Consider the following 15,838-nt stretch of genomic DNA (forward strand, 5'->3'; position numbering starts at 1 on the left):
CGCATGCCGACGGCCGACGATTATCGTTCACTGGAGCTCGAGGCGGCCGCCGCCAGCTCTGTCGCCCGGGGGCGAACCGCTCTCGGCGGTTTCTTGAAGATCGCCATACCGCTTGGGGCGCTGGCGATTGCCGCCTGGCTCATCTACGGATCGCTGGCCCGCCGGACTCCCACTTTGACGACGCCGGACAAAGAAGAATTCACGACCACCCAGTTTCCGGCGCCGTCGCTTTCGACGCCCCGTCCCCAAACCGATCAGGGCACGATCGTCGTGCCGCCGGCGCCGCCCGAACCCGCTCCGCCTGCTCCTCCGGTCGCACCGCCCCTGGCGTTGCCGCCGCCGCCGGCACCGGAACCGCCCCTTGTCGCGGCACCGCCCAACGATGACGAGGCGCGGCGGCTCGCGGAGCTCGAGCGGCAACGCCAGGAGGAAGAGCGACGGCGCTGGGAGCGGCTGCGCGCGCCACAGGTGATCGCTGACAACGCCTCGGCGGCCGCCGCTACGAATGGCGAGGACGGACCTCGTGGTGCGGCAGGCAACGAAGACGATCCCAATAGGCGCTTCCTCGCATCGGTCTCCGCCGCAGGGGTCGAAGTGGCCCGCGCATCAAAGAACGACCGCATCGACGCGCTGGTGGCGCAGGGCACGCTGATCCGCGGCGTGCTGGAAACGGCCGTAGAGAGCGATCTGCCCGGCATGGTGCGAGCTGTCGTGACCGAGAATGTCTGGTCGTTCGACGGCCGACGCGTGCTTATTCCGTCGGGCAGCCGCCTGATCGGCGAGTATCGGTCCGGCATCGCCCAGGGCCAGACCCGGGTCTTCATCGTCTGGACCCGGATGTTGCGGTCCGACGGCGTGTCGGTGCAACTCGGTTCGAACGGCGCCGACGAGCTCGGCCGTGCCGGCAACGCTGGCTTCGTCGACAATCATTATCTCGAGCGCTTCGGCTCGGCGATCGTGCTGTCGCTGGTCGGCGGGGGAGCACAATTCCTCAGCGCATACGGACAAAACACCGACGGCTATGGCAACGGCACGGTCATCACGACCACCGACCCCGTGACCGGCGTCGTGACGCAGACCCAAACCGGCGTGAACCAGAACCAGCTTTCCCTGCAGGCCCGTCAGATCGCCGCACAGAACATTTCCCAAACTCTGACCAACATCGCTCAGGAGGCCCTGCGCAACTCGATCAACATTCCACCGACGATTTACCTCGACCAGGGAACGCGGATCATCGTGTTCGTGCGGCGCGATCTCGATTTCTCGGCACTGTATCCCGATCCGGTCAAGGAAGCCCTCAGGGAGCTGAAGCGTGAGCGTAGTGGCGCGAAGCCTGACGGTCTTCATTGATCGCGCGCTGGAGCCGATCCGACCTTGGCTCGAGGACGATCAGGTCGTCGAGATCTGCGCCAATGGGCCTGGGGAAGTCTGGGTCGAACGGTTTGGACAATCGGCGATGGAAAGGCACGAGGTGCCAGCGCTCAGCGAACACGCGATCCGCCACTTGGCCGAGCGCGTCGCGGGTCATTCGGGGCAAAGCGTCAACGAAGAACATCCGCTTCTGTCCGCGGCCTTGCCAACGGGGGAGCGCTTCCAAGGCGTCATTCCCCCAGCGACGACCTCGGGCGGTGCGTTTGCCATCCGCAAGCAGGTCATCAAGGAGATGCGGCTCGACGATTATCGCCGCATGGGATCGTTCGACAAGGTCGCGATGACCGAAGAGGGCGCCTTGTCCGACGTCGATCGCCGCCTGTGCGAGCATCTCGACGCGGGCCGCATCGAGGACTTTATCAAGCTGGCCGTTGTCAGTCGATATTCGATCCTGCTTTCGGGAGGGACAAGCTCCGGAAAGACGACGTTCCTGAACGCGATACTCAAGGAAGTGCCGGCCGACGAGCGCATCATCACGATCGAGGACACGCGTGAGGTCAATCCGATCCAGAAGAACTTCCTTCCCTTGGTGGCCTCGAAGGGGGACCAGGGCGAAGCCCGAGTTACGGTCGAAATGCTCCTGCAGGCTTCCATGCGGCTGCGTCCGGACCGCATTTTTCTCGGCGAGATCCGCGGCGCCGAAGCCTATTCGTTTCTGCGCGCGATCAATACGGGACATCCCGGCAGCATCACGACGGTCCATGCGGACAGTTCGGCCGGCGCCTTCGAACAGCTGGCGCTGATGGTGATGCAGGCCGGGCTTGGTCTGCGGCGTGACGAGATCATCGCGTACATCAAGTCCGTTCTTCCGATCGTGGTTCAACAAACCAAGGTTGGCGGCTGGCGCGGCACATCCGAGATCTATTTCTCGCGCATGCCCGACTGGCGACGCGAGCACGCCGCGAGGTATGACCGATGAGCCGCATCATCGCATTCCGCATCGGCATCGGGCTGCTCGTGCTTCTGGCGTTCTGCTTGTTGTGGAGCCTGGCGTATGAGGTGGTGGTCGCGCTGCGCTGGGCGCCCCACCGGTTCCCGAGCGAGGGCGCCAGCCGCTGGGCGCTGTTCGCGATGCAGAATGCCGACCGCTCCGCCGACTTTTTCCTGGTGGCATGGCGTCATTTTTATGAGCGGCTGGTCTATCCGCCGACGCGCGCCGAGGCACTCATCCGTGCCGGATACGCCGCCGCCGCAGTGGTCGCCCTTGGCCTGGCCGGCGCGCTCTTCGCCTACATCAACCGTCGACAGATGCCGTACGGCGCGGCTCGCTTCGGCAATCTGATGGAAGCGGCGAAGCGGGGTTTGACCAGCAAACGTGGAATCGTCCTCGGATTGCTCAGTGGTGTCACCATCCGTTCCGACGAACCTGCGCATATCCTCGTGGTCGGACCATCGCGGTCCGGCAAAGGGACGGGCTTCGTCCTGCCCAATGGTTATGTGTGGCAAGGTTCGGCAGTCTTCTTCGACCCGAAGCGCGAGAACTTCGAGGCCCTCGCCAACCATCGCACGGCGATGGGCAATAAGGTTTTCATGTTCTCGCCGGGATCGAACGACACACACCGCTACAATCCTCTCGACTTCGTGCGCCGCGACGAGCGCATGGCTACCGACTGTCTCGTGGTCGCCTCCTTCGTCATTCCAGAAAAGGCCGACGACACTTGGGCCGGCGCCGGTCGGCTCTTGCTCTCCGCCCTGATCGGCTATGTGCTTTCCTCGCCGCTGATCGAGGGCGCTCAGCACATGCGCACGGTGGCCCGTATGACGACCACCGGGAAGGACATCTCGACGGTGCTGCGGGCCATCGTCCGCACCGAGCGACAAAATCTGCCGACATGGGTGGTCGACAGCTTCAATCAATACATCGCGCTCGAGCCGGAGACGCGCAACAGCGCGGTCTTCAACGTCAACATGGCGATGAGCCTTTGGAACAACGGTCTCATCTCGGCCGCGACGGAAACCTCGGACTTCGACATCCGGGAGCTGCGGCGCACGCCGATGACAATCTTCATCGGATGCACGATCGCCGAGCTTTCAATCTTCCGGCCGCTCATTCGCATCTTGTTCCAGCAAATCCACGACCTTCTAATGGTCAAGATTCCCGGCGACGACGAGCCGCATCAGGTTCTGCTGATGCTCGACGAGTTCTATCACGTCGGCCGAATGGATTCGCTGATTTCCAAGATCACGATCAGCGCCGGATATGGCTTCCGGATGGCAATCGTCATGCAGGACCTCGCGCAGCTCGACGAGCTTTACGGCAAGAACACCCGCATCACCACAGTCTCTGGCTCGCAGATCAAGCTGTTCATCCAGATCAACGATCTTGAGACTTCGGACTTCGTTTCCGAAATGCTTGGTGAGACCACGCAGGTCTATAAGACGCCGATCCAGCGGCCGGGCCAGGGCATCTTCGCGCCCCGAGTCTGGTCGCCGCACTACACACCGCGCCCCCTGCGCAGCCCGCTCGAGCTACGGGAAATGTCGGCGCGCCTTTCCATCTTGATGGTAAAAAATTCTCCGTCGTTCGAGCTGACCAAGATCAGGCACTACTTGGACAAGCCATATCGCGGCTATTACGAGCGCGCGAGAAGCGTCCCGCCGCCTCTGCCCAGATTGCGGGTCTGGCAGGATGAATCCCTTCAGGGAGCGATTAACCCCGGTCCCGACACGTCACATCTGGAGCCAACGGAGGCGGCCGCTGCCCGCGCACCGGCGCGATCTGGCAAAGTCTCGCCCCGCCGGCCGGCTCAAACCAGTGCGCCGAAGGCGAAGAGGCCCAGCGCCGCCGCAAAGGAAGCCCGTGCGCCCCTTGTTCTGACCACGGCGCCGGCGCCGGCGCCGCAGCCCCGCAAGGCTCTCGAGCTCGGCGCTGGCCCCCCCGCTCCCTCAGGAGAGACCTGCAATGTGCGGGATATCCTTGCTGCGGCGAGGCGGGACGAGGCTGACGATTTCGCGGCAATGATCAATATCGTAGTAGACGCACCTGGACCCAGACTTCGCCAGGCAGAGCAGACCCTTAAAGATCTACATAGTGAGTTCGGAGAAGAGCGCTGAGGCTTTGAGGCGGCTAGAGAGCGCGCCGCGAGGGACGCTAGATGCTTCTAAGAGCCCGCGCAGCTACAGTCTCAAAAGCTCCCTTACGTCGCTAAATTCATTTCGCTGAGCCGTGCGTCTTATCAATTCTCAGACGCTGCCATGAGCTTACGCGAGGAGTTTGATTCTGATCGCCGTCGCAATGGCGTGCGCCTTGTTTACCGCTCCGAGCTTCTCCCGCGCGGCGGCAACGTGCTTCAAAACCGTTGCGCGGGAGATGCCTAGAATAACCGAAATCTCCCAATCCGTTTTTCCTTCACCCGCCCACACGAGACAGTCCGACTCTCGCGGCGTCAAGGCTGCAGACAGTCGCCTGCGTGCGATTCTGTGATGCAGATAGCTCCCGACCGCGTAGCTTGCGGCGAAATTAAGCGCCGCAACCTCACTTGGCTCCACAGCGTACGCCGGGCCACCGAAAGACACCGCGGCGACGTCACCTTCGATCGTGGGAATCGGCACGACGTAGCCGTCCCGGAGCCCGAACTCGGACGCCTCTCCACTAATGAGTTTGACGTTCTGTCTTTCACGATCGGTTTTATAGGCGTCAGCCCACGCAAAGGGTGCCCGATCATATATCAATCGAGAGACGATGGGATCACGAAGTACATAGCCGTTGTCGTTGTATCGCTCCGCCCACCCCTCTGGAAACCGCTGAAACAAGATGCGTGAAGGCATTTCGTCCAGCGGAACGGGGCGCAACGGAACAATACCGCCAAAAACAGATGTGAAGCCGAAACTTGCAGCAAATGCGAGCAGACACTCTTCCACTTCGATCGCGCTCTGCGCTTTCTCGACGGCTTCAATGAAACCCACTGTTTGGTAGAATCGGTCCGGCACCTGCGCTCCTCCAAATTTTGTGCATCTCCCTTGGCGATAGCTCCCAGCGTTCCGTTCGGAGGTCGTCGGTAGAGTTGGGTTTCGGATGATCGGATGGGATACGACGTGCGAGCTCGCGTCGAGACAACTAACTCGGGTTGATTGGAAACTATATGCTTGCGGTAGAGCCGCCTCTTGTTCGGTATTGCGCACGTTCGCCCCTGTCTCACCGGGGAAATGCGTTCGCAAGAATGGCTTCTAGCTTAGGATTTCTGTCGCGTTTGCCTGGCTGTTCACAGAGTCACGATTGGTCGCTTTCCCCTTGACGCGAAACCTTTCGATAAAGCGGAGAGCAGAGTGCACACTTCCGCCCTCCGCTGTCTCATGTGCGCCGGTTTAAGGAGCGATGGTGATACGGTTATCGACCTTCGTGACCCCTGGTGCCCGCCATGCGGCCCGCTCGGCTTCTTGGCGCTCGGCCCAAGAGCGAACCGTGCCGGTGAGCGTGACCTCCCCCCCGCTGGCCGTCACAACGATCCGATTGGCGTCGATCTCGGCGCTGCGCTTGAAGGCGTCCTCGATTTTCGATTTGATTTCGGCCGGGGCGACGCGCGGCTTCAGCGTGATCAGGTTTGAGATGCCCTTTATGCCTTTCAGGGCCCGGACCGCGCGTTCGGCGCGTGTGCGCTGGTAATCCCATTCGACGGAGCCTTCCAGCGTCGCCCAGCCGGTTTTCACCAACACCTTGACGTTTTCGTGCGCGTAAGGAAGCTCGGTCTTGATCGCGGCGACGGCTTCGCGCGCGAGCTCGGGATCGGTGCGCTGGCTTTCGGAGGGCAGCCGTACTTCGATGTCGTTCGCCAGGCCGAGGACGCCGGACACACGCTTTGCCGCTCGCTCTGCCTCGTACTTTTGCAGATAGCTGCGGACAAAACCCGTGAGCGTCACGACGCCGGACTTGACCGCAACGCCGATGTCGGTGGCGTCGATGTCGGGGTCCCACTTCAGCTCGAATTCCACGTCGCGCTTGATGTCACTGTCAGATCTCATTGTTCTATTTCCTTCTGCCAATTGAGCATGGCCGCGCTGCGCGGCCCCTGGTCGGTCCTCCGCAACTTACGGCGTAACCACGCTACGCCGGGCATGGTGGCGCGCGCTGACAGGCGTCAGTTTTCGATGTGGACGCCGATTCAGCACGAAGCTGCTCACGCGACGAACCGCCACTTGGCAGGAAAACAAACGTCCGACCTTCATGGGCAGGCTGGCTGCAACCCGTGGGGCGCCCCTGTCACGCCGCGTGAGCGGTCCTTCGGAAACAGCCGTCCGCGCTTCGAGCGCCGTATCTCGCGAAAAACTGTCGATTGTCAGTGTCGGTCGGAGGCGGAGTTGCCATCAATGCTCTTTGTCTGCCGACAGCTCCGCGGCGCTTGCCCGCCAAGAGAAAGGGCCCGTGAGCTGGACCTGACGCATCAGGTTGAGGCCGATGTGCAGATCCGTAGCGATTGCCGGTGCAACCGTGAGCCCGCGCTGATTCAACCACGCTGCAACAAGGGAGATCATCAATGACAACCAATCTTAAAAGTATACTGCTTTCCGCGGCGGCGTTGAGCCTGGTCGCCGCACATGGGGTTCCAGCCCGTGGGCAGGAACAGTCTCAGTCTCAGGCGAACCCGGCGCAGGAGCAATCGCCGACGGCGAAGTCAGCACAACCCGAAGTGGATGCTGACGTCGCCAAACGGGCAGACGAAGAACGCAAGAAGATCGTCGTCGACGCCGAGACAGCGCTCGACCAAACGAAGAAGGCATTGGCGCTGCTCGGCGACAAGAAGACACAAGAGGCCCTCGAGGCGCTTGAAGTCGCTACCGGGAAGCTCGAACTTATCCTGGCGCGGGACCCCAAGCTCGCACTAGCGCCGGTGGACACCGGGGTCGTCATCCGCGATCTATACGCGGATCCCAATGCCGTAAAAGACGCGATCAAGGAGGCGCGGAGACTGCTCGGCGACGGAGAAGTTCAAAAGGCACGCCCGTTGGTCAGTAACCTCGCCAGCGAGGTGGTGTTCCAGACCACGAATTTGCCACTCGCTGCCTATCCTACGGCGATCAAGTCCGCGGCCGGCCTCATCGCCAAGAGCAAGGTGGATGAAGCAAAAGACACCCTTCAGGCGGCGCTGAACACGCTGGTCATTACGGAGGTGGCCGTGCCACTGCCCGTACTGCGCGCGCAGGTTCTTTTAAAAGATGCTGAAAAGCTCGCGGAAGACGATAAGCGCTCGGAAGAGGGCAACAAATCGCTCGCCGCGCAACTCGACGAAGCCCGGAAGCAGATCAGAATGGCGGAGGCTTTGGGTTACGGCAAGAAGGCGGACTTCGAGCCGATATTCGAGCAGATCAAAGAGATCGAACAGAAGTCAAGTGGTGGGAAGAGCGGCAAGGGCTGGTTCGACAGGATCAAGAAGCAGGTCTCAGACCTGTTTTGATGCAACGTCGGCTCGGCAGACCGGGACGCCTCCACCCGTCCGCAAATTCGTACACGGCTCGGCCGCCCGCAGCTTGAGCAGCACTTCGCTCGGACTCTGGCTCCGGGTGGAATGAGACCTCCCAATAGCTTCGAGCGGCAAACACTGCTCGAAGCGGAGGAGGTGGCGGAGCTGCATGCGAGGACCGAGCGGGCCCATCCGCGGGATGTACTCTGGAACTAGCGGCAATACGGCCGGCCAAGCGACTCCCACTCCCCGCGGATGGGGCAACCCCGCGCAGAGTCTTGGCTAAACCCACCGGGAAACCTCAGGACGATCCAAAAAAGGAAATCGACATGAACCAAGACACGCCTCCCCTGCCTGCAACAGGAGTTCTGATCTGCACGTTGCAAAAAAACTGGTGGGTCTTTGTACTCCGCGGAGCTTTGGCTTTAATCATCGCCGTAATCGCTTTCGTAATGCCGGCAGACTCTCTGCTCGCGCTGACGCTCGTATTCGGTGCGTACTCCTTCGTCGACGGCGCGTTCGAACTCGTCTCCGCCATTCGACGGATCCGTAAGGAGGAACGATGGGGATGGCTTGCCTTCAGCGGCGCGCTTGGCGTCTTGACCGGCATTATCGTGGTGGTATCGCCGTTTGTCGCCACGCTGGTGCTTGCAACGTTTCTATGGGTGAGCATTGCGTTCTGGTCGATGCTCTCCGGTGTGTTTGAAATAGCTGCGGCCATTCGCTTGAGAAACGAGATTAAGGGCGAGGTCTGGCTGTTTATCAGCGGCCTTCTTTCCGTCGCGCTCAGCATACTCGTCATTTGGCTTCTGGTAACGCGGCCGTTTGAGACCTTCCTCGCACTGGGCTGGCTGCTCGGCATCTATGCCGCGATCCTTGGGGTCGTCCTCATCACGCTCGGACTGAAGCTGCGAAAGTCATCGGGGGCATCTACGTCTGGACGCGAAGAAGCGGCACTACTCTGAATCGCGTGCATAGGAGCGGCTCGCGCCCTGTTGCAGCTCGGGGTCGTCCAATCCGCGTTTGTCTTGTCAACCATTCGCTATTTTGCGCGCTCAAAAATGATGGTGATCTTTGTACCATCTGGACGGGTGAAGTAGTTTGTCATCTGGTCTCCGTTGACCACGATGCGTATGTCCTTCTGCGTTCGTACACTTCCGACCCAATTTGGGAACGTCGAACCTTCAACGCGATCGCCGCCGAAATCACCGTTCTCATCGACCGTATATGAGCCAAACATGCCGATGCTCGTCGCCATTGCGGTGCGGTTTTCTTCATCAGTACCTTGGCCACGCAGGTTGGACGCGAAACGAGGCAGATCGCCATCAGTCAGCACCTCGACGTAGTGCATGTCCGGCGCGAAAATCAGCATTCTACTTGGCCGCTGCCCGTAGGCGGGTACGACTTTGCCATCCCTTTCAATTTCTGCCGCAACCATACGCCATGTGCCGACGACCTGGTTACGAGGCGCGGCTTCGGCGATGCTGCTCATGGCGGACATTCCTACAAGGATGGGCAACAGGGCGTGGCGCATTTGCAAGGCCGAGTTCTCCTTTGCTCATGTCTAGGCGCGGGCTATTCCGCTTGGCTGCGTCGGACTGCTGATTTTTATGCCGACGCCGATTCCGGGCTATCAACGCTGGCCGCTACGGCTTTCTGGGCGCGGATCGCATCGAGAAGCATCGCGAGGAGTTCGACGGCGTCCGGGCCATCGTCGCGCCACAGCCGATCTCGCTCAGCTCCTTCTACCGCACGATCCTGGGCCACATGGGCATGCCGGACGCCCTGCCGGAGGTCGCCGACGCTCTGCGCCGTGCGACCAGCATGGAGCTGAAGGACATGGACATGCCGCAGTACGCATCCGCGGTAGATATCCCGACGCTGCTCCTTCAGGTCCGCGACGACACGCTGACGACGCCCGCTGATGTGCAGGCGATTTTTGACGCCATGCCGACCGACCAGAAGGACCTGATTTGGATCGACGGCACGAACCGGCGCTTCGACGGCTACAACTACCTGCCCACCAACCCCAAGCTGATGCTCGAGTGGTTTGAGCGGTTCGTCGCTTGACACGGCGGATCGAGGGTGAGGGGCTATGCCGCGCGGAGCCCCAAGCCGTCACCTGGACCACGTCCATGTGCAGTCAGTTGGGCACCGTTGGTCAGATCACGATGTCGCCGACATCCACGTGATCTGGTTGGGCGATCGCGTAGCTGACCGCAGCTGGAAAAAGCTTTTCGGAAAGGCCTCAAACGGCGGTGGATCGAAGAGTTCGCACAGGCCATGGCGGACATGTTTTGCGCCTATCTCCAGACCCTTAACTTGGATCGTTAGGCACGACTCCGTCTCCGTAGACGTGTTCTGATTCCATGGCCGCGCAAATCGCAAGGACCAACTATCCCAAGCGGCGGCCGCGGCGCGTCAACGCGTCGAGCGAGCTCGCGGGCCCTCCGTGGGCGCCCTCGTCGGAACTAGCAGGAGAAGTACCGGAGCGGATGCGCATGCCTCTATGGCGTTTCGCTGCCCGACTGTCGCGGGCGTTTGCCCTGTTCATCGTCGACTTCCTCAAAGTCAGCATCGATGACCTCATCGCTGGACTTGCCCTCTGCACCTGGGCCGCCGGCGGCGCTGTCGTGGACCTTCGCTCCGAGGTTCGATGTCGCCGTCCGCAGCGCCTTCGTCTTGGCTTCGATATCCGCGACCGAGTCCGCGCCGACCGCAGACTTCAGGTCTTCAATCGCTTTCTCAAGCGCGCTCGCATCGGCGGCGGGGGTCTTGTCCCTGGAGTCATCTAGGACTTTCTGGCTCGCGGCAATCTCGGCTTCCGCCAGATTCTTCGCCTCAACCAGGACCCGCCTCTTCTTATCGCTTTCCGCGTTCGCCTCTGCCTCCTTGACCATGCGTTCAATGTCAGCCTGTGACAGACCGCCGGACGCTTGGATGCGAATCTGTTGTTCTTTGCCAGTCGCCTTATCCTTAGCCGAGACGTTGACAATTCCGTTGGCGTCGATGTCGAAAGTGACCTCGACTTGCGGGAGGCCGCGAGGCGCCGGGGGGAGCCCGACGAGATCGAACTGGCCAAGCAGCTTGTTGTCGGCTGCCATTTCGCGCTCGCCCTGGAAGACACGGATCGTGACCGCAGTCTGGTTGTCCTCGGCGGTGGAGAAGATCTGGCTTTTCTTAGCCGGAATGGTGGTGTTGCGTTCGATGAGACGCGTGAACACACCCCCCAACGTTTCGATGCCAAGCGACAGCGGGGTCACGTCGAGAAGCAGCACATCCTTGACATCGCCCTGCAGCACGCCGGCCTGAACGGCGGCGCCGATCGCGACCACCTCGTCGGGATTCACGCCCTTGTGCGGCTCCTTGCCGAAGATATCGGCCACTGTCTCCTGGACCTTCGGCATGCGGGTCATACCGCCCACGAGCACGACCTCATCGATCTTCTCGGCCTTGATTTTCGCATCCTTCATTGCGTCCCGACATGGCTTTTCGGTGCGCTGAATCAGCTCATCGACCAACTCTTCCAGCTTGGCCCGCCGGAGCTTGATCTCAAGATGCTTTGGGCCGTTTTGATCAGCCGTGACGAACGGCAGGCTAATTGTGGTTTCCAGGGCCGATGAGAGTTCGATCTTTGCCTTCTCCGCCGCTTCACGTAGACGCTGAAGCGCAAGACGGTCGTTGCGCAGATCAATTCCCTGATCCTTCTTGAATTCGCTCGCGAGCCAATCAATGATCCGCTGGTCGAAATCTTCGCCGCCGAGAAACGTATCGCCGTTGGTGGCTTTCACTTCGAACACGCCGTCGCCGATCTCCAGCAGCGAGATATCGAACGTACCGCCCCCGAGATCGTAAACCGCAATCGTGCCTGATTTCTTTTTGTCGAGACCATACGCGAGCGCAGCGGCCGTCGGTTCGTTAATGATGCGCAGAACATCGAGTCCGGCGATCTTGCCAGCGTCCTTGGTTGCTTGGCGCTGGCTATCATTGAAATATGCGGGAACGGTGATGACTGCCTTCTCGACCTTTTCGCCGAGATATGCTTCGGCGGTCTCCTTCATTTTCACGAGTATGTAAGAACTGATCTGGCTGGGGCTATACTTCTTTCCCTGCACCTCCACCCAGGCATCGCCGTTATCCGCCCGAACGATCTTATATGGAACCAGCTTCTTGTCCTTCTCGACCATGGGGTCGTCGTAGCGACGGCCGATCAGGCGTTTGATCGCAAAGATGGTGTTTTCGGGATTTGTGACGGCCTGCCGCTTGGCCGGCTGCCCTACGAGGATCTCACCCTCCTTCGAAAAGGCTACAACGGAGGGCGTGGTGCGACCACCCTCGGCATTTTCGATGACCTTGGTCTGCGAGCCCTCCATGATTGCCACACAGGAATTGGTCGTACCCAGGTCAATACCAATCACCTTGCCTGCCATACTATGTCTCCGTAGCTCGAGAACCTCGGTCTAATCCGTGCTGAGAATTATGATCTCACCCGAGACCATCGACGTTGACGGACGTCAGTCTTGCGGCACTCTTGCCATGCAGGGACAATAGTCGGGTCGACGGCGACGGCGTGCTTTCACGGGCCAACGGCAAAATGCGCTCGCACCGCGGGAACTGACAGCTGACAACCGGCCGATTGCTGCCTCTCCTATTCGGCGGGAACGCATCGTTCCAGTCTGGCGGATGTGTCCTCTGCGCCATGAACAGGTCCGCGCTTTGGCGCTTCGGGAGCCGGTCTCCTAACCCCGCACGTCCTTTTCGAGCCAGGGGTCCGGGTGGACATTCGCAAGCGGAACGTCCTCGAGGCGCTTCGCGATATCTATCTCATGAACACGAATCGCTTCAGCGCCAAACTTTGCTAGGATTTCCTGCGCTTCCGCTTCCTTTTCCGCCGTTCGTACGCGCACCCAGAGCACAATTCCCCCTGACATCAGCTGGAGATCGAGTTCCTCCGCCTGCTTTTTTCCGAGCAGCCGCACCGCTGCGGCGCCGACACCTGCTCCAACCGTCCCGGCGGCCATCGCAGCCGCTGCTATAACCGCAAGGCTTCCTCCGGAAGCGACGATAGACATGACTGTGGCCGCCGCGCCGACATAGAAAAGAATTCCAGCGACACCTGCGGTCGCCAATGCGAGGTCATCTCGCGCGACGAATGCACGGCGCGGTGTTCCCGGCACATCGGCAAGCTCCTCTGGTGGAATATAGAGCTGGCCGAGACGGCGTCTGACGGCTTCAACTTCACCCATGATATCCACGTCTGACCGGTCGAAGCCCGCGAGCAAAAGGGATTCAATCGTGTCCTCAAGGACATCCGATTTGTGAAACACACCCGCCACCTCGCGCACCCTTCGGGTCTCGAGAATTTCTTCGTCATCAAGAGTGGTCATCTCACCGCGCCTCAACCCGTATGGCAGACCTGCATTTCATTGATGCAACCCTCCGGCGTGAACCCACGACGCCGCGGGGACGGAGGTACTCCCGACGCCCGCTATTGCTACCAATGCAAAGACGCGACAGCACATCCTATGAGTAAAGTGTTGATTTCCACTGAGAGTTGACCCGGCAGGCACGGATTTTTCCATCGAGAAGTGACCCATGTTTTCACCACGTCTCACGCGGCATCGCGGGGGACAGCGGAGTGATCGACATGGAGTTATTGAGCGTCATCCGACGCTGGCATTACCGGGATCACCTCTCGATCCGGGATATCTCCCGCCGCACCGGCCTTTCGAGGAACACCGTGCGCAAGTACCTGCGGGCGGACAGCGTCGAACCCCGGTTTCATCTTCCCGAGCGGTCGAGCAAACTCGATCCCTATGCCGATAAGCTCGCAGCGATGCTGCGGGTCGAGAGCGGCAAGTCGCGCAAGCACAAGCGTACGATCAAACAGCTGCACGCTGATCTGGTGACCCTCGGCTATGAGGGGTCGTACAATCGGGTCGCGGCCTTTGCCCGGGACTGGAAGGCTGCCCGGTTGCGTGAGCAACAGACCAGCGGCCGCGGTACTTTCGTGCCGCTGGCCTTTGTGCCGGGCGAGGCGTTCCAATTCGACTGGTCGGAGGATTGGGCGATCATTGCCGGCGAGCGCACCAAGCTCCAGGTCGCCCATGTCAAGCTGTCCTACAGTCGGGCCTTCACGCTTCGAGCCTACCTGCTCCAGACCCACGAGATGCTGTTTGATGCCCATAACCACGCCTTCCGGGTGTTGGGCGGCGTGCCACGGCGGGGCATCTACGACAACATGAAGACGGCCGTCGACAAGGTCGGCCGCGGCAAGGAACGCCAGGTCAACATCCGCTTCTCGGCCATGGTGAGCCACTTCCTGTTCGAGGCGGAGTTCTGCAACCCCGCTTCCGGCTGGGAGAAAGGGCAGATTGAGAAGAACGTACAGGATGCCCGTCATCGGCTCTGGCAACCCCTGCCGAACGTTCCCTCCCTGGAAGCTCTGAACGACTGGTTGGAGACCCGGTGCCGGGAGTTGTGGTCACAGACCGGGCACGGCTCGCAGCCCGGCTCGATCGCCGATGTCTGGAGCGAGGAGATCCGGCACCTGATGGCGGTGCCGCGGCCGTTCGACGGCTTCGTCGAGCACGCCAAACGCGTTTCCCCGACCTGCCTCGTTCATCTGGAGCGCAATCGCTACAGCGTGCCGGCCTCCTTCGCCAACCGTCCGGTGAGCCTGCGGGTCTATCCCGACCGGATCGTCCTCGTCGCTGAAGGGCAAGCAATCTGCGAGCATCGCCGAGTGTTCGCTCGCTCTCATGATCGTCTGAGCCGGACCGTCTATGACTGGCGGCATTATCTGGCCGTCGTCCAGCGCAAGCCCGGTGCCCTGCGCAACGGCGCGCCGTTCGCTGAGATGCCGCCCGCGTTTCGATCCCTGCAGCAGCACTTGCTCAAGCGGCCAGGCGGTGACCGCGAGATGGTCGAGATTCTGTCCTTGGTCCTCCAGCACGATGAGCAGGTCGTGCTCACGGCCGTAGAGCTCGCCCTTCAGGCCGGCGTGCCGACCAAGACCCACATCATCAACCTGCTGCACCGGCTGATCGACGGTACGCCGCTGAGCACGCCAACGATCCCGGCTCCCCCCGCCCTCACGCTGACCACTGAGCCTCAGGCCAACGTCGAGCGCTATGACGCCCTGCGCCGAGCCAGGGAGGCGCGCCATGCGTCATAATCCAGCCAGTGGAGCCATCGTCATCATGCTGCGCAGCCTCAAGATGCATGGCATGGCCCAGGCCATCACGGAGCTAACGGAACAGGGATCACCGGCCTTCGAGACCGCCATGCCGATCCTCGCACAACTCTTGAAGGCCGAGACCGCCGAACGGGAGGTGCGATCGACCACCTACCAGCTCAAGACCGCGCGCTTCCCGGCCTATCGCGACCTCGCCGGCTTCGACTTCGCCAGTAGCGAGGTCAACGAGGCGCTCGTCCGCCAGCTCCATCGCTGCGAGTTCCTCGACGACGCACACAACGTCGTCCTGATCGGCGGTCCGGGTACCGGCAAAACCCACATCGCCACGGCTCTCGGAGTCCACGCCATCGAGCATCATCACAAGCGGGTCCGCTTCTTCTCCACCGTCGAGCTCGTCAACGCCCTCGAACAGGAAAAGGCCCAGGGCAAAGCTGGACAGATCGCCGGCCGCCTCGTCCACACCGATCTCGTCATCCTCGATGAACTCGGCTATCTGCCGTTCAGCGCCTCCGGCGGCGCCTTGCTCTTCCACCTGCTGAGCAAGCTCTATGAGCGCACCAGCGTCATCATCACCACCAATCTCAGCTTCTCCGAATGGGCCACGGTCTTCGGCGATGCCAAGATGACCACGGCCTTGCTCGACCGGCTCACGCACCACTGCCATATCCTGGAGACCGGAAACGACAGCTTCCGCTTCAGAGCCAGCTCGACCAAACCACCCAAACCCTCAAAGGAGAAGCCCCGAAACTTGACCGCAACCTGACCCAAGACCACCATCACCCCGGGTCACTTCTCAGTGGAAATCCAGGGTCAC

General features: G+C 61.2%; 13 protein-coding genes. 8 read left to right on the forward strand and 5 right to left on the reverse strand.

Translation table 11 applies throughout. From position 1 onward, the window contains the following. Positions 1 to 3: 3 nt before the first annotated feature. The 3 genes from virB10 to HMPREF9695_RS25030 are packed head-to-tail and all read left to right on the forward strand — an operon-like array spanning position 4 to position 4,485. Entirely contained in the window at positions 4 to 1,350 is a 1,347-nt protein-coding gene (gene virB10 / locus HMPREF9695_RS25020; protein ID WP_006023724.1) for a type IV secretion system protein VirB10, read from the forward strand. Continuing rightward, complete coding sequence (virB11, locus tag HMPREF9695_RS25025; RefSeq protein ID WP_006023725.1) at positions 1,313 to 2,350, forward strand: P-type DNA transfer ATPase VirB11; 1,038 nt, start codon at positions 1,313 to 1,315, stop codon at positions 2,348 to 2,350. Before virB10 ends, virB11 begins: the two co-directional genes overlap by 38 nt. Then, entirely contained in the window at positions 2,347 to 4,485 is a 2,139-nt protein-coding gene (locus HMPREF9695_RS25030) for a type IV secretory system conjugative DNA transfer family protein (protein WP_006023726.1), read from the forward strand. The genes virB11 and HMPREF9695_RS25030 overlap by 4 nt, the downstream gene beginning before the upstream one ends. Before the next feature lie 147 nt (positions 4,486 to 4,632). On the opposite strand, the gene HMPREF9695_RS25035 is transcribed toward HMPREF9695_RS25030, so the two are convergent. Continuing rightward, positions 4,633 to 5,361, reverse strand: coding sequence for a helix-turn-helix transcriptional regulator (locus HMPREF9695_RS25035; protein ID WP_006023727.1), 729 nt, complete (start codon positions 5,359 to 5,361; stop codon positions 4,633 to 4,635). A 375-nt stretch (positions 5,362 to 5,736) separates the two neighbouring features. Continuing rightward, complete coding sequence (locus tag HMPREF9695_RS25040) at positions 5,737 to 6,390, reverse strand: BON domain-containing protein (protein WP_006023728.1); 654 nt, start codon at positions 6,388 to 6,390, stop codon at positions 5,737 to 5,739. 512 nt (positions 6,391 to 6,902) lie between these two features. Between HMPREF9695_RS25040 and HMPREF9695_RS25045 the strand changes: the two genes are divergently transcribed. Both HMPREF9695_RS25045 and HMPREF9695_RS25050 read left to right on the forward strand, forming a co-directional pair. Then, complete coding sequence (locus HMPREF9695_RS25045) at positions 6,903 to 7,820, forward strand: YfdX family protein (RefSeq protein ID WP_006023729.1); 918 nt, start codon at positions 6,903 to 6,905, stop codon at positions 7,818 to 7,820. Between the two features lie 335 nt (positions 7,821 to 8,155). Then, positions 8,156 to 8,791, forward strand: a complete 636-nt coding sequence (locus tag HMPREF9695_RS25050) for an HdeD family acid-resistance protein (protein ID WP_006023730.1) — start codon at positions 8,156 to 8,158, stop codon at positions 8,789 to 8,791. A gap of 77 nt (positions 8,792 to 8,868) precedes the next feature. Here the strand turns inward: HMPREF9695_RS25050 and HMPREF9695_RS25055 are convergent, their stop codons facing one another. After that, complete coding sequence (locus HMPREF9695_RS25055) at positions 8,869 to 9,318, reverse strand: lipocalin-like domain-containing protein (protein WP_244434411.1); 450 nt, start codon at positions 9,316 to 9,318, stop codon at positions 8,869 to 8,871. A 281-nt stretch (positions 9,319 to 9,599) separates the two neighbouring features. On the opposite strand from HMPREF9695_RS25055, the gene HMPREF9695_RS25060 reads away from it, so the two are divergent. After that, positions 9,600 to 9,896 (forward strand): alpha/beta fold hydrolase, encoded by a 297-nt coding sequence (locus HMPREF9695_RS25060; RefSeq protein ID WP_152544215.1) that lies wholly within the window; start codon positions 9,600 to 9,602, stop codon positions 9,894 to 9,896. 437 nt (positions 9,897 to 10,333) lie between these two features. On the opposite strand, the gene dnaK is transcribed toward HMPREF9695_RS25060, so the two are convergent. Both dnaK and HMPREF9695_RS25070 read right to left on the reverse strand, forming a co-directional pair. Next, positions 10,334 to 12,256 (reverse strand): molecular chaperone DnaK, encoded by a 1,923-nt coding sequence (gene dnaK / locus HMPREF9695_RS25065; RefSeq protein ID WP_006023733.1) that lies wholly within the window; start codon positions 12,254 to 12,256, stop codon positions 10,334 to 10,336. A gap of 309 nt (positions 12,257 to 12,565) precedes the next feature. After that, positions 12,566 to 13,213: a hypothetical protein gene (locus tag HMPREF9695_RS25070; RefSeq protein ID WP_006023734.1), complete on the reverse strand. Its 648-nt coding sequence runs from the start codon at positions 13,211 to 13,213 to the stop codon at positions 12,566 to 12,568. A 260-nt stretch (positions 13,214 to 13,473) separates the two neighbouring features. On the opposite strand from HMPREF9695_RS25070, the gene istA reads away from it, so the two are divergent. Continuing rightward, positions 13,474 to 15,003: an IS21 family transposase gene (gene istA, locus HMPREF9695_RS25075; RefSeq protein WP_006023735.1), complete on the forward strand. Its 1,530-nt coding sequence runs from the start codon at positions 13,474 to 13,476 to the stop codon at positions 15,001 to 15,003. Next, entirely contained in the window at positions 14,993 to 15,787 is a 795-nt protein-coding gene (gene istB / locus HMPREF9695_RS25080) for an IS21-like element helper ATPase IstB (RefSeq protein ID WP_006023736.1), read from the forward strand. The genes istA and istB overlap by 11 nt, the downstream gene beginning before the upstream one ends. Positions 15,788 to 15,838: the final 51 nt, after the last annotated feature.

Source organism: Afipia broomeae ATCC 49717, assembly GCF_000314675.2.
In the GTDB taxonomy this organism is placed as follows: Bacteria; Pseudomonadota; Alphaproteobacteria; order Rhizobiales; family Xanthobacteraceae; genus Afipia; species Afipia broomeae.